Origin of the sequence: Mesorhizobium sp. M0626 (genome assembly GCF_040320665.1) — a bacterium.
Taxonomy (GTDB): Bacteria; Pseudomonadota; Alphaproteobacteria; order Rhizobiales; family Rhizobiaceae; genus Mesorhizobium.
On record NZ_JAMYQD010000019.1, the window covers coordinates 112,181 to 131,939 of the forward strand.

The 19,759-nt window shown below is 63.2% G+C and carries 22 protein-coding genes and 1 pseudogene; 10 read left to right on the forward strand and 13 right to left on the reverse strand.

The window, feature by feature from the left end; genetic code table 11:
* Nucleotides 1-59: 59 nt before the first annotated feature.
* Nucleotides 60-698, reverse strand: coding sequence for a 2-dehydro-3-deoxy-phosphogluconate aldolase (locus tag NKI37_RS24335; protein ID WP_023817276.1), 639 nt, complete (start codon nt 696-698; stop codon nt 60-62).
* A gap of 174 nt (nt 699-872) precedes the next feature.
* On the opposite strand from NKI37_RS24335, the pseudogene trhO reads away from it, so the two are divergent.
* Nucleotides 873-1,797, forward strand: a pseudogene (gene trhO / locus NKI37_RS24340) (oxygen-dependent tRNA uridine(34) hydroxylase TrhO).
* 23 nt (nt 1,798-1,820) lie between these two features.
* Here the strand turns inward: trhO and NKI37_RS24345 are convergent.
* Complete coding sequence (locus NKI37_RS24345; protein ID WP_023817278.1) at nt 1,821-2,183, reverse strand: YybH family protein; 363 nt, start codon at nt 2,181-2,183, stop codon at nt 1,821-1,823.
* Nucleotides 2,184-2,388: 205 nt separating this feature from the next.
* On the opposite strand from NKI37_RS24345, the gene NKI37_RS24350 reads away from it, so the two are divergent.
* Nucleotides 2,389-3,126, forward strand: coding sequence for a tellurite resistance TerB family protein (locus tag NKI37_RS24350; protein WP_352788552.1), 738 nt, complete (start codon nt 2,389-2,391; stop codon nt 3,124-3,126).
* Here NKI37_RS24350 and NKI37_RS24355 read toward each other — a convergent pair.
* Nucleotides 3,097-3,312, reverse strand: coding sequence for a hypothetical protein (locus NKI37_RS24355; RefSeq protein WP_352536552.1), 216 nt, complete (start codon nt 3,310-3,312; stop codon nt 3,097-3,099). The genes NKI37_RS24350 and NKI37_RS24355 overlap by 30 nt on opposite strands.
* Nucleotides 3,313-3,456: 144 nt before the next feature.
* On the opposite strand from NKI37_RS24355, the gene NKI37_RS24360 reads away from it, so the two are divergent.
* The gene (locus NKI37_RS24360) at nt 3,457-4,218 is read left to right on the forward strand and encodes an SDR family oxidoreductase (protein WP_352536553.1); all 762 of its coding nucleotides are present in this window, start codon (nt 3,457-3,459) and stop codon (nt 4,216-4,218) included.
* Between the two features lie 12 nt (nt 4,219-4,230).
* Here the strand turns inward: NKI37_RS24360 and NKI37_RS24365 are convergent, their stop codons facing one another.
* Entirely contained in the window at nt 4,231-5,415 is a 1,185-nt protein-coding gene (locus tag NKI37_RS24365) for a pyridoxal phosphate-dependent aminotransferase (protein WP_352788555.1), read from the reverse strand.
* A gap of 83 nt (nt 5,416-5,498) precedes the next feature.
* Between NKI37_RS24365 and NKI37_RS24370 the strand changes: the two genes are divergently transcribed.
* The 4 genes from NKI37_RS24370 to denD are packed head-to-tail and all read left to right on the forward strand — an operon-like array spanning nt 5,499 to nt 8,432.
* Nucleotides 5,499-6,185, forward strand: a complete 687-nt coding sequence (locus tag NKI37_RS24370) for a GNAT family N-acetyltransferase (protein WP_023683266.1) — start codon at nt 5,499-5,501, stop codon at nt 6,183-6,185.
* A 15-nt stretch (nt 6,186-6,200) separates the two neighbouring features.
* A complete protein-coding gene (locus NKI37_RS24375) occupies nt 6,201-7,172 on the forward strand; it encodes a cation diffusion facilitator family transporter (protein WP_023683267.1) in 972 nt (323 codons plus the stop codon).
* Between the two features lie 58 nt (nt 7,173-7,230).
* Nucleotides 7,231-7,437: a hypothetical protein gene (locus NKI37_RS24380; protein ID WP_352788581.1), complete on the forward strand. Its 207-nt coding sequence runs from the start codon at nt 7,231-7,233 to the stop codon at nt 7,435-7,437.
* Between the two features lie 11 nt (nt 7,438-7,448).
* Nucleotides 7,449-8,432 carry a D-erythronate dehydrogenase gene (gene denD, locus NKI37_RS24385; RefSeq protein ID WP_023683269.1) on the forward strand — a complete coding sequence of 328 codons (984 nt, stop codon included), beginning with the start codon at nt 7,449-7,451 and terminating at the stop codon, nt 8,430-8,432.
* 10 nt (nt 8,433-8,442) lie between these two features.
* On the opposite strand, the gene NKI37_RS24390 is transcribed toward denD, so the two are convergent.
* The 4 genes from NKI37_RS24390 to NKI37_RS24405 all read right to left on the reverse strand — a co-directional run bounded on the left by NKI37_RS24390 (nt 8,443) and on the right by NKI37_RS24405 (nt 12,477).
* A complete protein-coding gene (locus tag NKI37_RS24390) occupies nt 8,443-9,609 on the reverse strand; it encodes a nickel/cobalt transporter (RefSeq protein WP_502896334.1) in 1,167 nt (388 codons plus the stop codon).
* Nucleotides 9,610-9,617: 8 nt separating this feature from the next.
* Nucleotides 9,618-10,286, reverse strand: a complete 669-nt coding sequence (locus NKI37_RS24395) for a DUF1007 family protein (RefSeq protein ID WP_023804726.1) — start codon at nt 10,284-10,286, stop codon at nt 9,618-9,620.
* A gap of 89 nt (nt 10,287-10,375) precedes the next feature.
* Nucleotides 10,376-11,275 (reverse strand): LysR family transcriptional regulator, encoded by a 900-nt coding sequence (locus NKI37_RS24400; protein ID WP_023671925.1) that lies wholly within the window; start codon nt 11,273-11,275, stop codon nt 10,376-10,378.
* Between the two features lie 2 nt (nt 11,276-11,277).
* On the reverse strand, nt 11,278-12,477 hold the full coding sequence (locus tag NKI37_RS24405; RefSeq protein ID WP_023820666.1) for an amidase: 1,200 nt from the start codon (nt 12,475-12,477) through the stop codon (nt 11,278-11,280).
* Between the two features lie 539 nt (nt 12,478-13,016).
* On the opposite strand from NKI37_RS24405, the gene odc2 reads away from it, so the two are divergent.
* Nucleotides 13,017-14,150, forward strand: a complete 1,134-nt coding sequence (odc2, locus tag NKI37_RS24410) for an ornithine/lysine decarboxylase (protein ID WP_023703997.1) — start codon at nt 13,017-13,019, stop codon at nt 14,148-14,150.
* Nucleotides 14,151-14,294: 144 nt separating this feature from the next.
* On the forward strand, nt 14,295-14,837 hold the full coding sequence (locus tag NKI37_RS24415; protein WP_023804728.1) for a GNAT family N-acetyltransferase: 543 nt from the start codon (nt 14,295-14,297) through the stop codon (nt 14,835-14,837).
* 72 nt (nt 14,838-14,909) lie between these two features.
* Here NKI37_RS24415 and NKI37_RS24420 read toward each other — a convergent pair whose 3' ends face one another.
* The 4 genes from NKI37_RS24420 to NKI37_RS24435 all read right to left on the reverse strand — a co-directional run bounded on the left by NKI37_RS24420 (nt 14,910) and on the right by NKI37_RS24435 (nt 16,969).
* The gene (locus tag NKI37_RS24420; RefSeq protein WP_023683274.1) at nt 14,910-15,194 is read right to left on the reverse strand and encodes an SCP2 sterol-binding domain-containing protein; all 285 of its coding nucleotides are present in this window, start codon (nt 15,192-15,194) and stop codon (nt 14,910-14,912) included.
* Between the two features lie 195 nt (nt 15,195-15,389).
* Complete coding sequence (locus tag NKI37_RS24425; RefSeq protein WP_023703995.1) at nt 15,390-15,938, reverse strand: hypothetical protein; 549 nt, start codon at nt 15,936-15,938, stop codon at nt 15,390-15,392.
* 28 nt (nt 15,939-15,966) lie between these two features.
* Nucleotides 15,967-16,383: a hypothetical protein gene (locus NKI37_RS24430; protein ID WP_023671919.1), complete on the reverse strand. Its 417-nt coding sequence runs from the start codon at nt 16,381-16,383 to the stop codon at nt 15,967-15,969.
* 13 nt (nt 16,384-16,396) lie between these two features.
* Entirely contained in the window at nt 16,397-16,969 is a 573-nt protein-coding gene (locus NKI37_RS24435) for a rod-binding protein (RefSeq protein WP_023671918.1), read from the reverse strand.
* Nucleotides 16,970-17,250: 281 nt separating this feature from the next.
* Here NKI37_RS24435 and NKI37_RS24440 point away from each other — a divergent pair, with 281 nt between their 5' ends.
* Nucleotides 17,251-18,501 carry a glycosyltransferase family 4 protein gene (locus NKI37_RS24440; RefSeq protein ID WP_352788562.1) on the forward strand — a complete coding sequence of 417 codons (1,251 nt, stop codon included), beginning with the start codon at nt 17,251-17,253 and terminating at the stop codon, nt 18,499-18,501.
* On the opposite strand, the gene NKI37_RS24445 is transcribed toward NKI37_RS24440, so the two are convergent.
* Nucleotides 18,443-19,528: a glycosyltransferase gene (locus tag NKI37_RS24445; RefSeq protein ID WP_023804730.1), complete on the reverse strand. Its 1,086-nt coding sequence runs from the start codon at nt 19,526-19,528 to the stop codon at nt 18,443-18,445. The genes NKI37_RS24440 and NKI37_RS24445 overlap by 59 nt on opposite strands.
* Nucleotides 19,529-19,759: the final 231 nt, after the last annotated feature.

Genomic DNA, 19,759 nt, shown 5'->3' on the forward strand with positions numbered 1-19,759 from the left:
TTCCCGGAAAAGCGCGGAGCGCTTCCCTTGGGAATTGCGCAAAGACAAAGTAGCGGAGGTTATTTTCCGAGCTTGCTCGCGGTCTGTGCGAGCGCCTCGATCTCATCCCACTTGCCGGCCTTGACCAACTCGTCCGGCGCCACCCACGAGCCGCCGACGCAGATAACGTTGGACAGGCTGAGATAGTCGGCGGCGTTCTTGGCCGAGATGCCGCCGGTCGGGCAGAATTTCACGTCGGCCAGCGGCGAGGCAAAGGCCTTCAGCGAGGCGATGCCGCCGGATTGTTCGGCCGGGAAGAATTTCAGGAACCGCAGGCCGGCCTCGCGGGCAGCCATGATCTCGCCGGGCGTGATGGCGCCGGGCAGCAAGGGAACGTCGCTGTCCTTGGTCGCCGCCAGCAACTCTCGCGTGATGCCGGGGCTGACGATGAATTTCGATCCGGCGGCCGCTGCCTCGTCGAACTGCTTGGCATCGAGAATTGTGCCGGCGCCGACAATGGCGCCCTCGACCTCACCGGCGACGCGGCGGATCGCTTCCAGCGCATCGGCGGTTCTCAGCGTGATCTCGATCGCCGGCAGGCCGCCGGCGGCGAGCGCCCGGGCGAGCGGGACGGCGTCCGCGACATTGGCGATCTTCAGCACCGGAATGACCGGCTGGCCATTGAGCAGCGACAGGAGCTTTTCGGTCTTGCTGGGCATTGGCTTGTCTCTCCCTAGGTGATTTCAACCGATTAGCAGAAGGCCGATTCCGAGTCCACGAAACCCGGCCTGCCGCGATGTCACATGTCGGCCAACGAGCCTGCTGGCGAATACCGACAAGGTGTCTTTAGCTCTGCCTTGAATCCGCTTTGACCACGGTTTAGTGGCTTGGCGATGACCAACCGTGAACCCGTGCGCGTCGCTGCGCTCTACAAATTTGCGAGGCTGGGCGACTTCGACGCGCTGCGAGAATTGCGCACGCCGCTTGCCGCCTTCTGCTGCGGGCGCGGCATCAAGGGCACATTGCTTCTGGCGCAGGAAGGTATCAACGGCACGGTCGCCGGCAGCGAAACCGACATAGCCGACCTGATCGCTTATCTCGAGGCCATCGAGGGTCTTGCCGATCTCGAGGTCAAATACAGCACTGCCGCCGAAATGCCGTTCCATCGCATGAAGGTGCGGCTGAAGCGCGAGATCGTCACCATGGGCGTCGAAGACCTCGACCCGGCGACGGGTGCGGGGACCTATGTCGCGCCGGCCGACTGGAACGCGCTGATCTCGGACCCCGGCACCATCGTCATCGACACACGCAACGCGTACGAAGTGTCGATAGGCACGTTCGAGGGTGCGGTGGATCCACGCACGTCGAGCTTTCGCGAATTCCCGGCCTGGGTGGAAAAACACCGCGACCAACTCGACGGCCGCAAGGTCGCGATGTTCTGCACCGGCGGCATCCGCTGCGAAAAGGCGACGGCCTATGTGAAGTCGCTCGGCTTCGAGGATGTGTTCCATCTCAAGGGCGGCATCCTCAGATATCTTGAAGAGGTCCCGGCCGAAGACAGCCTGTGGCAGGGCGAGTGTTTCGTCTTCGACGAGCGGGTCTCGGTGTCGCATGGGTTGACCGAAGGCGAGGCCGAACTCTGCCGCGCCTGCCGGCATCCGCTGACGCCGGAGGACCGGCTGTCGCCGCATTTTTCCACCGGCGTGTCATGCCCGCATTGTTACGAGGCACGCTCGGATGAGGATCGCACCCGCTATGCCGAGCGCCAGCGCCAGGTCGAACTTGCGCAGGCGGGGCAGGGGACATATCGGCAGTTAAGTGCCGCCGACGCCCTGACTGGATCACCACACGACAGAATAGCGGTCGATCACCCACAGCCATGTGCCGTCGGCCTGCCGGCGCGCGACCTCTGAGGTTATCGAGCCGTCGGCAAGCCTGGTCGACGTCAACGCGAGGTCGCCGTTAATGGCCGCCGGGCGCTGCTCGCCGCGCTGGAACTTTCGTCCGCTCGCGGCAAAGGCTTCGAGCAAAGCGCGGATCGCCTCGTGGCCACGCGTCAATTCGGCTGCTCCGGTGTCGATGGCGGCATCGGGTTGGAACAGCGCCACCATGCCGTCAATGTCTCCGGCCCACTGCCGGTCGATCAACAAACGTTCCAGATCCTGCGGATCGCGCGCCGGTTCCCGGCCAGGTTGATCGGTCACGGCAAGGTTCCTCCCTCGGCAATGCGGCGGCGACATTAGCGCAAGCCGAGGCCGGTATCGACACACCGATCACCGATTTGCGGCATTGCCGGCGCCGATAGTAAAGCGCGTCTCCGTCATTGTAATGCCAGTGTGCGGGACCTACCTCTGCAACGTCCAAAACCTGCCCGTTCACGTTTGGCGCGGGCCCTTTTCTGGAGGCACCATGTTCGACCCCAAGAAGCTTCTCGACGATCTGCTCGGCTCGCAAGTTCCCGGCACAACCGGCACCGTTCGCGACAAGGCCGGGCAGGCTGTGCAGATGGCCAAGGACAATCCGCTGGCCGCCGGTGCGCTGGCCGCGGTGCTGCTTGGAACCGGCACGGGACGGCAGGTCACCGGCACGGCCGTGAAGCTCGGCGGACTGGCTGCGATCGGCGGTCTCGCCTACAAGGCCTACCAGAATTACAAGGCCGGCAATGCACCCGCGCAGGCGCCGGCGGCCGGCCAGCCGGAATTGCTGCCGCCGCCCGCCGACACCGGCTTTCATCCTTCACAGGCGCCACAGGGGGAGGACGAGTTCACGCTGACCCTGGTGCGGGCGATGATCTCGGCGGCCAAGGCCGATGGCCATGTCGATGACGCGGAACGCCAAAAGATCGCCGGCAAGCTCAGTCTGGCCGGCATCGGCACGGAAGCGGAAAAGTTTCTGATGGCCGAGCTGGACAGCCCGCTCGACCTCGATACGCTGGTCGCAGGCGCCAAGACCGATGAGCAGAGGCTCGAGCTCTACACGGCGTCCCGACTGACGATCGACCCCGATACGCGCGCCGAACGCGGCTATCTCGACCTGCTCGCCGGCCGGCTCGGCCTGCCGGATGCGCTCGTCGATCATGTCGAGGCGACGGTGTCGGCGGCCAAGGTGCCGGTTCCGTCAGGCACGGCGCCGAACCCGCGCTGGTAGACAACGCAGCCGCGCGGGAAAAGCGTTAACTTCTCGTTTACCGAGGAAGCGCATGATTTTAGTCAGTCGGATCGGCTTTTCCTCCTCCCAAGCCCGGTTCAGATCAGGGCGGTCGCCAATGACCGCCCTTTTTGTCGGACCGATCACATAAAGCGCGTCGCGCTTCATGTTTTTGTCCTGATGCATGTCGTTCGCTCAAAACCGGGGCCACTTTTGAGCGACATGCATTAGTGTCCGGCTTGCCATGATCGCCTTCATTTGCGATGGGTCGGTGCATTCGGATGCACCCCGATCTGTGCCGGGGATGCGCGGCGCGCAGGAGCAAAATCCATGACAGCCCTCACAGAGAAAACCGTCATCGTCACGGGTGCCGGCACCGGCATCGGCAAGAGCGTCGCCACGGCGCTGCTCAAGGCGGGTTGGAACACGGTGTTTTGCGGCCGCCGCAAAGCGGTGCTCGATGCCGCCATTGCCGAGGCCGGGAAAACGGATGCCAAGGCGCTGGCGGTTGCCTGCGACATCAGCAAGGCCGGCGAAGTCGATGATCTGTTCGAGACGGTGGCCGCAGCCTTCGGCCGCGTCGATCTGCTCTTCAACAATGCCGGCATGAGCTACAAGTCGACGCCCATCGACGAGATCCCGGTCGAGGTCTGGAACGATATTGTCGGCGTCAATCTCACCGGATCGTTCCTATGCGCTCGCGCCGCCTTCGGCGTCATGCGCAAGCAAAAGCCAATGGGCGGCCGCATCATCAACAATGGCTCTGTGTCGGCCTATGCGCCACGGCCGGGCTCGGTGCCCTACACCGCGACCAAGCACGCCATATCGGGGCTGACCAAGACGCTGGCGCTCGACGGCCGGCCCTATGACATCGCCTGCGGCCAGATCGACATAGGCAACGCGCTGACCGATATGGCGCACGCAATGACGGTCGGCGTGCCGCAGGCCAATGGCACCATCGCCGCCGAGGCGGTGATGGACGTCCAACGCGTCGCCGACGCCGTCGTCCACATGGCCAGCCTGCCGCTCGACGCCAACGTGCTGTTCATGACCGTGATGGCGACCAAGATGCCGTTCGTGGGGCGTGGGTGAGCAGCCGAAGGCCTACTTCTTCAAAAACGCCTCGATCCGCTCCAGCGCTCGCAAGATGTTCTCTTCGGAATTGGCGTAGGAAAGCCTGATGTAGCCTTCGCCGAGAATGCCGAAATCGGGGCCGCCGATCAGCGCCACGCCGGCCTCCTCGAGCAGTGCCGAGGCGAGCTTCTTGGCCTTCCAGCCGGTCTTCGAGACATTCGGAAAGGCATAGAAGGCGCCCTTCGGCGTTATGCAGGAGACGCCGGGCAGCGCGTTCAGCCCCTCGACCACGATCTTCCTGCGGTTGTCGAAGGCGCGCATCATCTTGTCGACATCGTCCTGCGGGCCGTCGATCGCGGCGATGCCGGCGAACTGGCTCGGCGCGTTGACGCAGGACCAGCAATTGACCGCCAGCTTGCGCACCTTGTCGTAGAGATGCGCGCCCTTGTCGCCATTCGGCCAGATCGACCAGCCCATGCGCCAGCCGGTCATCGCCCATGTCTTCGACCAGCCGTTGAGCACGATCAGCCGGTCGCGAATTTCCGGAAAATTGAGCAGCGAAAAATGCGTCTCGCCGTCATAGGTCATGACGTCGTAGATTTCGTCGGAGAGGATAGCGACCTGCGGATGCGCTTGCAGTCCCTTTACCAGCTTCTCGATCTCGGCGCGCGGCGTGACGCCGCCGGTCGGGTTGGCCGGTGAGTTGAGGATTAGCAGTCTGGTCTTCGACGTGATCAGCGCCAGCGTCTCTTCTGCCGAGAAGGCAAAGCCGTTCTCCTCGCGGATCGGCACCGGAATGGGCGCGGCGCCGGTGAACTCGATCATCGAGCGGTAGATCGGAAAGCCTGGGTCTGGATAGAGGATCTCGGCGCCGGGTTCGCCGAACATCAAGATGGCCGCGAACATGGTCGGCTTGCCGCCGGGCAGGATCATTACATTCTCGGGCGAGACTTCGACGCCGGTAGTGGTCAGCGTGCGCCGCACCACCGCTTCGCGCGTCGCCAGCAGGCCATTGGCCGGGGTGTAGCCATGGTGGCCGTCGCGCAGCGCCTTGATCGCGGCCTCGACAATGTGCTGCGGCGTTTTGAAGTCGGGCTGGCCGATGCCGAGGTTGACGATGTCGCGGCCCTGTTGAGCCAGTGCAGTCGCGCGCGCCAACACGGCAAAGGCGTTTTCCTCGCCGAGACGGTCGAAGGCCGAAATCGTGTGGAGCATTTTTCCCGTCCGTGTGGTTCTTGCTGTTAGGTCGCGTTTTTGTGAGCGTCTGCTCACAAAAGTCAAACGGATTGGAGTTTTGCGTGTCGGAAAATCTCAAAGATTGGCAAGCGCGTCCGCGGCCCGAGCGCAAGCCCATTGACGGCCGCTATGTCCGGCTCGAACCGCTGAGCGCCGAAAAGCACGGCGATGGGTTGTACGAGGCGTCGTCCGTGCCCGACATCGATGGACGCTTTGCCTGGCTGCCCGACTACCCGCCGCAAACCCGCGCCGATTTCCAGCCATGGCTGGACAAGGTCGAGGCGAGCGAGGACCCGCTGTTCTTCACCGTCATCGACAAGGCCAGCGGCAAGGTCGCCGGGCGACAGACGCTGATGCGCATCGATCCCACCTATGGCGTCATCGAGATCGGCAACATCTATTGGGGGCCGCTGATCTCGCGCAAGCCGGCAGCGACCGAGGCGCAGTTCCTGTTCATGAAGTATATTTTCGACGGGCTCGGCTATCGCCGCTACGAGTGGAAATGCAACAACCGCAACGAGCCGTCAAAGCGCGCGGCGGAACGGTTCGGCTTCAAGTTCGAGGGCATTTTCCGCCAGCATCTTGTGGTCAAGGGTGAAAACCGCGATACCGCATGGTACTCGATCATCGACAAGCAATGGCCGGCGCTGCGCAAAGCCTATGAGGCATGGCTCGATCCCGCCAATTTCGATGGCGAAGGCCGGCAGAAGCGGCGGCTCGAGGATTTCCGCGCCGAGTTCGGCGCGTAACAGGAGTTTTTTCCGATGGCGCACAGCCATGATCATGGTTCGCTTGCTGGGCATGGCGCCAGCCACCTGCATGGCTCGACCGACAAGAAGCGTGTGCTGATCGCAGCCTGCCTGACCGCCGGCTTCATGGTGGCCGAAGTGCTTGGCGGCCTTTTGACGGGATCACTGGCGCTGCTGGCCGACGCCGGCCACATGCTCGCCGACTCGATCGCGCTTGGCCTTGCCTGGTACGCCTTCCATCTTGGCGGACGGCCGGCGACAGTGCGCCTGACCTATGGTTTCGGCCGGGTCAAGACGCTGGTCGCCTACACCAACGGCATCGCCATCTTCGCCATTGCTTTGTGGATCGTCTACGAAGCCTGGGGCCGGCTGATGACGCCGGCGCCGGTGCTGGGCGGGCCGATGCTGGTGGTGGCGATCGCCGGCCTTCTGGTAAACTTCGCCTCGTTCTTCGTGCTGCATGGCGGCGACCACGACAGCCTCAACATGCGCGGCGCCATCCTGCATGTGCTGGGCGACCTGCTCGGTTCGGCGGCGGCGATCGTGGCGGCGCTGGTCATCCTGGCCACCGGCTGGACGCCGATCGACCCGATTCTGTCGGTGCTGGTCTCGGTGTTGATCCTGTCCACCGCATGGTCGCTGATGCGCGAAGCCGCCCACGTCCTTCTCGAAGGCGTACCGGCAAGCCTCGACCGCGACATCATCGCCAAGGACATTGCCGGCACCGTCAAGGGCGTGCGCGAAGTGCACCATATGCATGTCTGGTCGCTGGACGGCTCCAGCAACATGGCGACGCTGCATGCCTGCCTCAACGATGGCGTCGATCCGCACCAGGCGGTCAGCGCCATCAAGAAGCGGCTCGCCGCCGAACACGGCATCAGCCACGCGACGGTCGAACCGGAATTCGGCCAGTGCGCCGACAGCCATGACGAGCACGATCATGACCACGACCATGGTGCGCCACCGCATCACGGCCATTATCACTGACAGGGAATTTCATGGCATTGGCATCCGAGTTGACGAGTTCCCGCTGTGGCGGGACGGCATGATGGATCGCGACACGCGAAACGCGCTGATTGCCGCAGCCTGGATCATGCTGCTGTTCGGCATCGCGGCGTTCTATCTGCCGACGGTGATGCTGGCTGTCGGCAATATCTCGACCGTACTTGCCGGCATCATCGGCATCGCCTTCGTGCTGGCATTCTTTCTGGTGTTCTGGTTGCGGGGTCGCAGCCAGAACAAGGGCAAATAAGAGGCTTTGAAATGCGCATCCTGATTACTGGCGCCGCCGGCATGGTCGGCCGCAAACTTGTCGACCGGCTGGCCAAGGACGGCACGCTCAACGGCCGCAAGATCACCGGGCTCGACCTGCACGACATCGTGCCGCCGCAGGCGCCGGCGATGGACGGCGTCAGCATCGCCACGCATACCGGCGACCTTGCCGACGCCGGTGCTGCCGAGAGCCTGGTGGCGTCACGCCCCGACGTCATGTTCCATCTCGCCGGCATCGTGTCGGGTGAGGCGGAAGCCAATTTCGATCTCGGCTACCGCGTCAATCTCGACGGCACACGGGCTCTGTTCGATGCGGTCCGGCTGGCGGGCTTTTCGCCGCGCCTCGTCTTCACCTCGTCGATCGCGGTGTTTGGCGCGCCGTTCCCCGATGTGATCCCGGACGACTTTCATCCGACGCCGCTGACCTCCTACGGCACCCAGAAGCAGATGAGCGAGGCGCTGCTGGCCGACTATTCCAGGCGCGGCTTCTTCGACGGCATCGGCATAAGGCTGCCGACCATCTGCGTGCGGCCCGGCAAGCCGAACAAGGCGGCGTCAGGTTTCTTCTCCGGCATCATCCGCGAGCCGCTGAGCGGCCACGAGGCGATCCTGCCGGTGCCGCGCTCGGTGCTGCACACCCATGCCAGCCCGCGTTCGGCGGTGAACTTCCTGATCCATGCCGCCGGGCTCGACGGTGCCGCTGTCGGGCCGCGCCGCAACCTCACAATGCCCGGCGTTGCCGTCACCGTCGGCGAGCAGATCGAGGCGCTGGAGCGCATTGCAGGCGCCGACGTCGTGAAGCTGATCCGCGAACAGCCGGATGAGACCATCTGGGCGATCGTCAAGGGTTGGCCGACGCGCTTCGAGGCGCGCCGTGCAAGGGACCTCGGCTTCAGCGCCGAAAACAGTTTCGATGAAATCATCCGCGCTCATATCGAGGATGAGTTGGGCGGAAAGATCGCGGGTCAGGCCTGACCCGCCGAGGTCATACAGTTCCGGACAGGCTCGCCGACAACAGCAACAGCCCGAACAGGAAGACGAACGCGGCGCCGCCGATTTCGACGAATGTGTGGATACGGTTGCCCATGCGGCCATCGCCGGCGAAATAGACCGCCCAGTTCTTGGCTGTCACAGCGATCGTCGCCAACGCCGAGACTGTGATGGCGGTGCCGATAGACATCGCCAGCACCGACAGCAGGCCGCCGAGCCACAGGCCGTTGAGCAGCGCGAAGCTGAGCACAATCAGCGCGCCGGAGCAGGGGCGGATGCCGACGGCGGCTACAGCCGACCAGGCCGTGCGCCAGTCGAAGCGGTCGCCCGACAGCAGCGCCGGATCAGGCGCATGCGAATGGCCGCACGTGTCGCAGACCTCGCCGGCCGGTTGATCGTGAGCGGCGTGATTGTGATGAGCGTGGTCGTGATGGGAATGATCGTGCGTGTCGTGGTCGTGCGCGGCGTGATCGTGATGATCATGCGAATGGTCGTGATGCACATGCAAGGCATGCGCATGCGCCGCGTGGCTGTGAGCGGCATGCGAATGGCCGCTATGGGAATGACCGGCGTGGGCTGCCGACAGGCTGTAGGCGGGCGCCTTGCCGAACCAGCGCAGGACCGTAGGCCCGAGCTTGCGCCACAGCAGCCAGGCGCCGAACAAAGTGACGAAGACATAGCTCATGATCTCCATGAACCAGGCTGCGTCGGTCATCGAGATCGCGGTGCCGCGCAGGACGAAATAGGCAAGCAGCATCACCAGGATCGCGGTCAGGCCCTGCAGCAGCGCCGAGACGAAGGACAGCAGGATACCGCGCCTGAGCGCCACTTCATTGGCCACCATGTAGGACGAGATGACCGCCTTGCCGTGGCCGGGGCCCGCGGCGTGGAAAATACCATAGGCGAAGGACAGGCCGATCAGCAGCCACATCTTGCTGCCGTCCTCGCGCATCGCCTTCATCGCGGTGGCCAGTGCGCGGTAGAATTCCTGCTGGCGCAGATTGATCCACATCAGGATGTGGGCGAACGGGCCGGTGGTGGGCGCCATGCCGTCATTGACACCGATGCCGAGTGAACTCTGGGCATGGGCCTGCCCGAGAAAGTGCGTCATCAGCAGGGCAGCGGCCACGAGGCCGAATGCCAAACGCAGGGACGGTTTCATCACCGGATCTATCCTTCTGGCGGGCAATTCAGTTCGAGCTTGGTGGCGAAGATCTTGCTCATGTCGGTGCCTGTCGGGTCGTTGAAGAACGCGTCCGTCAAGGTCTTCTGGTTTTCCTTGATCGCCTCGTCCGGATCAGGCCGGATGACGCTCTTGGTGCAGTTCGAGGGCAGGCCTTCCACCGTGATGTTGCTATCCTCGGTGAAGTCGATCGCCGTATAGAAGGTTGGATCGTAGACGCCGAAATCGATCTTGCCGGCGAGCTTGATCGGCACCTTGGGTTCGGATTCGAACAGGATGATCAGCTGGTCGTTTTCGAAATTGGCCATAAGATGCGGTGGCGGCGTCATCGGCACGTCCTTGCCGTCGACGGTGACGAGCTGGAAATAATTGAACTCGGCCAGCGAGGCATGAACGGTGTCGGCGACATCCTTCAGCTCCTTGTCGTCAAGCTTCAGGTCGGAGTTCTTGTCGAACTCCATCATCACCGTACTCGAAAACAGATCATCGAAACGCCAGAGGTGACGCAGCGCTTTCACACTTTGGTGATCCGGAGAGAGGATCACGTCGAGGCGGGCCTCGGCGAAGACATGAGGATGCGCGCCAGCCGCTCCAACGGCGGCAAAAGGCGCCGCCAAGGCCGAAGCCAGCATGATTGCGTGCCGTTTCAGATGCATTCTCGGTCGCTGTTCCATCGGCCTCGGAGAGATTTCGAGAGGTTACCAGAAACGGGGCGAAATTGGGACCGCGGCACGGCAAGACCGGGTCAGGCGCTCTCGCGGTTCTTGAACCACTGCACCAGAAAATCGACGAAGACACGGACCTTGGCCGGCAGATAGCGACGGTGCGGGTAGACGGCGAAAATCCCGCTGCCCGACTGGATGCGGTCGTCGAGCAACGACACCAGCAGCCCGGATGCGAGGTCGGGGGCGGCGATGAAATCGGGCAGGATGGTGAAGCCCAGGCCGGACACGGCGGCGGCTCGCGCTGCCATCGGGCTGTTGACCTCGATGGGACCCGATACGTTGACACTGACTGACTCCTCGCCATCGCCCCTGAAGCGCCAGTTGGCGAGCGAGCGGCCATTGGTGTCGACGATGCAGGGCAAGTTGGCGAGATCCTGCGGGCGCGTCGGCTTGCCGTGCTTGGCGATCAGCTCCGGCGAGGCGCAAAGCTTGATCGAAAACGGCCCCAGGCGGCGGGCGATCAGCGATGAGTTCTCCAGCCGCGAGATGCGCACGGCAAGATCGAAACCTTCCTCGACCAGATCGACAAAGCGGTCGTCGAGATGGATGTCGAGGACGATGTCGGGATGCTGCTTGGCGAAGTCGATGAGCGACTGGCCAATCGGCGCATCGGCGAAGGTGCGCGCCGCCGACAGCTTGATCCTGCCGCGCACGTCGCCGGAGGATTCGCGCACGGCGTCAGCCAGGCTGTCGACCTCGCGCACGATTTCCGAAGCGCGGCTGTAATAGGTATGGCCGGCCTCGGTTAACGAGAACTGCCGCGTGGTGCGGTTGAGCAGCAGCGCGCCGAGTTCGTCCTCGAGTTCGCGCACATATTTCGACAGCAGCGCCTTGGAGCGACCGATCTTGCGCGCGGCCGCCGAAAAGCCTTCGGCCTCGACGACGTCGATGAAGGCGCGCATGCGGGTCAGTGTATCCATCATCAGGCCTTTCGTGCCGCATCGAGAATTCGCCGGCCGAGCCGTATCAGGGCAATGTCGCTGCCGGGAGGGCCGAGCAGCGAGAGGCCGAAAGGGGCACCGTCAACCGAGCCCAGCGGCAGGGTGATTTGCGGAAAGCCTGAAAGACCCGAAAGGCACAAAAGATGCAAGGCCCTTTCGCGGTAGGCCTGGAGCTGCTGCGGCTCGCTTTTGACCAGAGGTGCGGGGCCTGGAACGGTGGGCAGGACAAGAAACCCGTCCTGGCCGAGCAGCGCGGCTAGCTCGGAGCGGAAGGTCAGGCGGCGCACCGCCTCGGCCCGCGCGGTCTTTTCGTCGATCGTGCGGCCAAAACCAAAGCGCTCCTCGACGCCCGGCCCGAGATCGCGCTCGCCAGAAATGATCCAGGCGCCATGCTGCTGCCAGGCCTCGGCGGCCTGGAGGCGGCGAAAGCACCAGTAGAGCTCGTCGGGGAAGGAAGCGAAGCTGTACTCCACCGGCGCCGGCTCACCGACAAGACTGGCGGCCAGCGCTCTCATCCTGGCATATTCGGCTGCCTCGGCGGGGCCGGCCACGAAAGCGTCCAGCCAGCGGATCGAAAGCGGCCGGGTGAGCGGATACGGATGCGGGTCGCGGCCGAGCAGCAATTTGCCGATCGTCTCATAGGTCTCGATGTCGTCGGCGAACCAGCCGAATGTGTCGAAGCTCGGCGCCAGCTTCATCGTGCCTTCAAGCGAAATGCGGCCATGCGTGGTGCGCAGCCCGATCAACCCGCAAAAGCTCGCCGGGGCACGGATCGAGCCGCCGGTGTCGGAGCCGGTGGCGATATCGGCAAGCTTGCCGGCCACCGCCGCCGCCGATCCGGAGGACGAGCCGCCGGTGACGCGATCGGGAGCGGCCGGGTTCACCGGAAACGGAAAATGCGCGTTCTGGCCCATCAGCGAGAAAGCGAACTCGTCGGTCTGCGTCTTGCCGATGAAGCGCGCGCCGGCGTCGAGAATCATCTGCACGGCCGGTGCCGTGCTGGACGCGGCATGCGCCTCGTCGAACTTCACCGGATTGCCGCAACCGGTGCGGTAGCCGGCGACGTCGTAAATGTCCTTTACCGCCAGCCTGAGCCCGGCCAGCGGCCCCAGTTCCGCATTGGCGACCGGCATGCGGCGCAGGTCGAGAAAGGCGTTGAGCGGGCCGTGCGTGCCTGGCATCGTTCGATATCCGTACACAGTAGGCCCAGCATTGTTCGATGCCGGAAATTTTACAACCTGGGATACGATTTTTATTGATTGTGAAATCTTTCGATCTTATATCGCGCTTGCCCAAAGTCGCACGTGCCTGTGGGTGTCCGCCGATCCTCGAATGGTGAGGGAAATCGGTAAGGTAACTGGAGCTAACCCCTCCAGTCGGTCTAGCGGCCAACCGCCAGCCCGAGGACACCTTGAAGCAACGACGGTGCGGGCCTTTCTGGTGTTCTGCCGGTCGTCCAAAGACCGGGGTTACTGAAGAGGCACACCTTCATTGCCGGCAGTGCGGACGGGTCTCCCATCCAAGCCAAGGCAGACAAAGCGAACCGAGGCCGGGCAAGGCCAAGGTTCACCGCCGCGAGACGGCGTTTCATGGTTCCGGGGTCTCCACCGGCTGGTTCCATGAATTTCCGTCCCGCCTTTGTTTGACCGCGCGTCGCGAGGCCGAGAGCCCGCGTCCGCAGCCTTATTGCGCGCCGCAAGGCGTTAATGGAGAGACCCCGATGGCCACTCAGCGCATCCTCGACTTCCTCGCCACCCGACGTCCGTCCGGCCCCTGCCTCGTCGTCGACCTCGATGTCGTGCGCGACAATTTCCGCGCCTTCGAAAAGGCGCTGCCCGATTCCCGGATCTACTATGCGGTGAAAGCAAACCCGGCGCAGGAAATCCTGCGCCTGCTTGCTGCGATGGGCTCGTCCTTCGACACCGCTTCCGTTGCCGAAGTCGAGATGGCGATGGATGCCGGTGCGCCGGCGGACCGCATCTCCTTCGGCAACACCATCAAGAAGGAGCGTGATATTGCACGCGCCTACCAGCTCGGCATTCGGCTGTTCGCCGTCGACTGCGTCGAGGAAGTCGACAAGATCGCCCGCGTCGCTCCCGGCGCGCGCGTGTTCTGCCGCGTTTTGACCGACGGCGAAGGCGCCGAGTGGCCGCTGTCGCGCAAGTTCGGCTGCGTGCCGGCGATGGCCGTCGACGTGCTGCGCCATGCCAGGACGCTCGGCCTCGACGCCTATGGCGTGTCGTTCCATGTCGGCTCGCAGCAGACCGACCTGACGGCGTGGGACCGTGCGCTGGCCGACGCCAAGAAGGTGTTCGCCACGCTCGCCGATGAAGGCATCGTCCTCAAGATGGTCAATATGGGCGGCGGTTTCCCGACGCGCTATCTGCGTGACGTGCCGGCGGCCCAGGCCTATGGCCAGGCCATCTTCTCGGCGCTGCGCAAGCATTTCGGCAATGCGATCCCTGAGACCATCATCGAGCCGGGTCGCGGCATGGTCGGCAATGCCGGCGTCATCAAGTCGGAAGTCGTGCTGATCTCGAAGAAGGCCGAAAACGACAATGTGCGCTGGGTGTTCCTCGACATCGGCAAGTTCGGCGGTCTGGCCGAGACGATGGACGAGGCGATCCGCTATCCGATCGTCACCCGCCATGACGGTTCGGAGACCGCACCTTGCGTGCTCGCCGGCCCGACCTGCGATTCGGCCGACGTGATGTACGAGAAGACGCCGTATCCGCTGCCTCTGTCGCTGACCATCGGCGACGATGTGCTGATCGAAGGCACCGGCGCCTACACGACCACCTACTCGGCGGTCGCCTTCAACGGCTTCGAGCCTCTCCGATCCTACGTGATCTGACGGCTTCGGCCTTCAGATCACCCCAGGCGGACGTTTGCGTCCGCCCGGGTTCGCCTGTGGAACAAGCTCCGCTCGTGAAGGATCGCGGAAATGGACATTGTAAATTACATTGACGGCATTGGATTCTCCCCCCTCGAGGGGGAGATGGCCGGCGCCATTCCCATCGTCGCCGAAACTGCGGCAGACATTGCATCGCGTGAAGCGTTGCTCGATCGCGCCATGGGGCCGATGCGGCGCAAGAAATCGTCGGAGAAGCTGCGGCGTGGCCGCCGGCCTTCCGAAGGCCTCGCTTTTATCGTGCGCGATGCAGCCGGCGCGGTTGCTGGTACGGTGCGGCTGTGGGACGTGCGTCTGGGCGAGGGTGGCCCGGGAGCACTTCTGCTCGGACCGCTCGCCGTCGATCCGGCGCTGAAGAACGCCGGCATCGGCTCGGCGCTGATGCGCCATGCTTTGGCCGAGGCCGCGCGTCTCGGCCATGCCGCGGTGCTGCTGGTCGGCGATGTGCCTTACTATGGCCGCTTCGGCTTCTCGGCGGAGAAGACCGGCGCGCTCGCCATGCCTGGTCCGTACGAGCGGCACCGCCTGCTGGCGCTGGAACTGATCGATGGTGCGCTCGACGGCGCGCATGGCACGCTGAAGGCTGCAGGTCGCAAGCTCAAGGCACAGAGGCTGTCGCTGGCCGCCTGATTGTCCAAAAACAAACGCCGCCGCCGGTCCTTTGCATTTCAGCGAGGGCGGCGTTTTGTTTTTGCGAAGGGCTCAGCCGATCAGTTGGCTGAGCGCCATGGCGACCGACATATCGCCTTCGACCTTTATCTTGCCGGACATGAACGCCATGGTCGGGTTGAGGTCGCCGGCGATCAGCGAATCCAGATCGTCGAGCGACAGCTTTATGGTGCAGTCGGTCGGCGCGTCGGTGGTCGAGACGGTTGCGCCGTCGATGACGATGACGCCGTTGCTGCCGGTATCGAACTTCACGGAATGTTCGAACCCGGCGCTCGCCACGCGCGACCTCATCTTCTCGGCAATATCCTGAACGCTCATGACTGTTCTCCTGGTCTCGTTGCGTTTTGCCGCGCTTCAGTGACCGGCCTCCGCCGAAGTCGCTGTCTCGCGCGTACCGCGATCCTGGTCGCTTGGCGCATATAGCTTCGAGTTGACGTAAACGTCAACGCGCGATGCGTCATCTCGTTTCAGTCGGAAGGAATGCGGCAGAGAACATTCGCCCTGCGACGAAGGTTAGTGTTCAGCAGCGGGCTTCGCCGCCTCGGCCTGGGCCGATTCCGCCGGGGCCGGTTCGGTCGGCGTGGCCGGATCCTTGCGGCGGCGCATGGCGTTGTCGCGGATTTCGTCCTTGGTCAGGAAGTTGACCTGGTCGATCAGCACTTCATGCACCAGGTCGGCGCCGACGCGGGCGTTGACGGTGTCGCGTATGGCCTTGCGGAAGGCATCGAGATCGATGGTTTCCTTCTTGGTGAAGTCGATCTGCGGATTGGAGTAGAGATAGGAATAGACCTGATCGGTCATCAGCGCTTCGGCCGGGATCGACATCTTCTTTATCTCGGCCGGCTCGACCGTGTAGACGAGCTTGGTGAGGAAATAGCCGTCGATCTTGGAATCGCGGACCAGCGGCACCGAGATGATGTCGGTCTTGACGTAGTCGAGGCCACCCAGCATCGGTTTCGGCGTCTCGCCGACGCCGCGCTCACCGGCCGCCTGGAACGAATAGAACACCGCGCCAAGCGTGGCGGCGCAGATCCAGATCGCGGCGGCGATGAATTTGATCACCGGTTGTTCCCGCCTGTTGCCGAAATCATCAGCTCGCCCAACCGAATTCGCCGGCCGAATAGGTGCCGTCGGCTTCGGCGCGCTGAATGGCGTTCTTCAACAGCGTGGCGACTTCGTTGACCGCGTTGAGGTGGGCGAGGATTGCAGCCTCGTTTTTCGCGAGCTTCTGGCGCAGCCGCGCCAGACTGTCGCGATGCTGTTCCAGGAATTCGATCTCGTTGGCGCCCTTCATGGCGCGGGTCAGCTCATAGAGGTAGCGGCTCTTGCGGGCGTTGGAGGCCTTGAGATCATAGCTGGTGTCGTTCTTCAAACCGGCCGTCTCTTCCTCGACCGCTTCCTCGATGCGGCCGATGATGGCGGCAAGGTTGCCCGGCCGTGCAAACGGGATCGGCGCTTCGGACGTACGCGCCGGCAGGTTGGAAGAGTATTTTGAAAAATCGGCCATTGAAAATCCTGGTCTAGATCTTGATTTCGGTTTTGATGGTCGTCTCGTCGCCGGTCATCGACCGTGCGGCCTTGCGCTGCAATTCCTCGACCAGCGAGGTGGACAGCCGGGTCTGCTGGTCGATCTCGGTCTTGTGCGGCCCGGTTGACACCGGGCCGATCGGCACGGTGCGCTTGCCGTCCTTGTAGTGGTCGGCGAGCAGCGATTTGGCGATGCCGATCCCGCCGCGCTCGGCCATGACGTCGGCGACACGCTCGGCAAGCTGCGATTTCCACATGTCGCCGGCCAGCCCCTTGCCGTAGACGCCCTCGGTGTCCTTGGGCAGCATGTTTTGGATGAAGGTCTGCAAGACCATCGCCTCGAACTTCTTGAACTTGCTGGCGGGATCGGCATTTGCGGCGGCCTTGTCGGCGGTAGCGCGCGACAGGATCGAGCCGGCATCGACCGAAGCAGCCATGTCGACAGAAAAATTACCGCCAACGCCGTTGGCCCGCTTGGCCAGCGCGGCACGGGCAGCCTCGATATCCGCCGGGTCGACGGCTCGGGCAACATCGAGAACGATGTCACTGGGTGGAGAAATCGCCAAGAAAGTCCGCCTCTTTGCCGGGTTTCCTGAGCGACCATGCCGCAACAAGCTTGTGGCAGGCTTGCGAGGGAGAGGGGAGGCGGAATGCTGTCAGCTCGTCTGCTACGCGCCAATAGCGGCCGTCCACACGGGTGGTCTTCAATGACCCCGACGGTGAAGGCCTGCTTACCGAAGCCTGTTCGACGAGGCGGCTATCCCACTTGTAATCCCGGCCCAATCCTTTACCGCACCCGTTGTGCGGTTTATCACCGCCAGAGTGGCGGATTCAGTGAGATCCCAAAGTGAAAAGAAGACGCCTCTTGTTTGTCGGCGGGAGCGGGGATCCTGGCGGTCTTCATATCCATACCGCCGACGTGGCCCACACCGCCGCTTCGCTTGGGTTTCCCGTCAAGATCATTTCCGTCAACACCGACTATTTTTCCGAGCTCCTTCCCCCTGAGACAATCGATGTAGAACTTGTCGAGGGCCTTTCTTATCAAAGGCTCATCGTCAAACCGAGACGGTTCCCGATCTCAAGATACATCCTTTGGGGGTCTGTGCTGGTCAGGCATCCCGGCCACGATATCATTTTCTGCCGTGGTGCTTTCGCGGAAACGCCTGTCGTCGAGTTGCTCATGGCCAAGGCCGCGGGCCGGCGAATTTACACCATCGAACACAGGCCGCGCGAGGCCGCGTGGCGATCCATGTTTTCGAAGCGCAGATATGGCGCGGTCATGAACGCCTGCGTCCAACGCGCCATCGGCGTGTCGAGCGAATTGTCAGAGATCGCGACGAAAGAGTTTGACATGGCTCCCCATAAGGTCCGTGTCTGTGCCAATTGGGTAGACCCCAACTTCGCACCTCCGACTGCCAATGAAAGGCGCCAAGCGCGCGAACGGCTTGGACTGTCAGACGATGTGCGGACGATCGGCTATGTCGGCCGGTTCGGGCCGGAAAAAAATATCGACGTGCTGATTGATGCTTTCTCGGCTCTTCGCGCGAGTCGGCCCGCCGCCAACGTCGCTCTGATCATCGCCGGGGATGGCTGGTTTCGCTCCGAAGTGGAAAACAAAGTGCGCTCGTCCGGAGCTGCTGACCGGATCAAATTGCTCGGCTGGCAAAACGATCCGCGTGCGATCTACCATGCGCTTGACCTCTTCGTCCTGGCCAGCTCAGTCGAGGGTTTTTCCCTCAGCCTGCTGGAGGCGATGGCCACAGGCCTACCCTGTGTCGCCCATCCCATGGCGAGCGCGCTGGAGCTGATCAAGGACGGCAGTAACGGCTTTGTGTCCGACATATCGACGGCGAGCTTGTTGGGCGAAAAGCTGAAGGAATTTCTGGACGCCGAAGCAGCGACGGTGAGCCGTCTTGGTCAGGCTGCCGCGCAGACCGTGGCGACCAGCTTCTCACGCAGCGCACGCTTGCCCGCGGTCCTTAGGGCACTTGACATCCCGCTCGATGGCTCAGGCCTGCCGCAGCCATTTCCGCGCGTTCTCACCTATCGGAACGCACAAGCCCGATCGCCCGCCGCAGGCTCGAAATCCAGTGCTTGAGCCAGAGGGTTTTCCGGCCTGTCCGCCAGGCGGCCCTGGCACAATTTTTGTCAAAATAGTCGAGCCGGTCTTCCATCAGAGCGTTAAGCGCTGGAGAAAGCCGGTATTGTTTTCGAATGCGCAGCATGAGCGCGAGATGGTGCTTCCACTCCGTGTATTCGTCATGATGTCGTGATTCTGAATGCGTCTGGTAGCGTTCGCCTTCTGCCGTATCGCGCCCAGTGACGTCATAGGTCGCCAATTGCCGGTCGATATAGACGAAGGGTCCGCGCGTGTTGAGCCGCAGCCAAAGGTCGATGTCCTCGGTGCGGGCGAGGCTTTCATCGAACCCTCCCGCCGCCAATATCGCGTCGCGCCGAACCATCGTCGAGGAGGTGTGAATCCAAAGGTATCCGGCGATGGTCGTGGTCAGCACGACATCAGAGCGGGCCAGCAGGGAACGGTCCGCCTTGAGTTCCCGGCATGGCAGAAGAGATGCGGTCCGATCATAGGTTTCCCACCACGGCATCATGGTACCGAAGATCATGTCGCAGGCGGTCATGGACGTGTCGGCAAGCTCGTCGACCATGCGATAGTCGCTGCCAATCAGGATCGCGTCGGGCCGGGTGTTGGCCGCCGCAATGAATTGCGCCAGCTTGTCGTCGTCCCACCGATCATCGCTGTCCAGAAACGCGATATACCGTCCGCGCGCCTCGCGAATCGCGGCGTTGCGCGCGCCGGCCGGTCCGCTCGTGCCGGGGTTTCGCAGAATGCGCAGACGTGGCTCGGCCAGAGAGAGCGCAGTGATAGCGGCCAAGGTGTCGTCCGTGCTTCCGTCGTCGACAATGAGCAACTCCCAGTCGCCGAACGTCTGAGCCGTAACCGAGGCGACCGCCTTCAGCAGATAGGGCAGGCGATTGTAGGTTGGAATGATGACCGTACAGGCTCGCTCTGACATAAGGGCTCTTGCGTTGAAAGCCGGTGCCACGACGCGCAGCTGTTGCGCCTTGCAGGCCCTGGACAGCAGGTTCACCGGCAGGCTTGTCACTCCTCCCGCCGCTTTGCAAGCCGCAGCGCCTGCCTAGGGACCGCAGCGCTTCTTCCGCCTGCTGCGAAACCACGTTGCAACGGCGGCGGAAACGGGGGACCGCTCCCAGCGCCATCTTTACGAGACAATCGCCTTTCATGGTGGCGCTTCACAGGGTGGCTGGACGGCAGGGACAAGCGTCGCCTTTACTCGGCAAAGAGCCCGTAAACCTCAGTTCCGCAACCGGGCAAT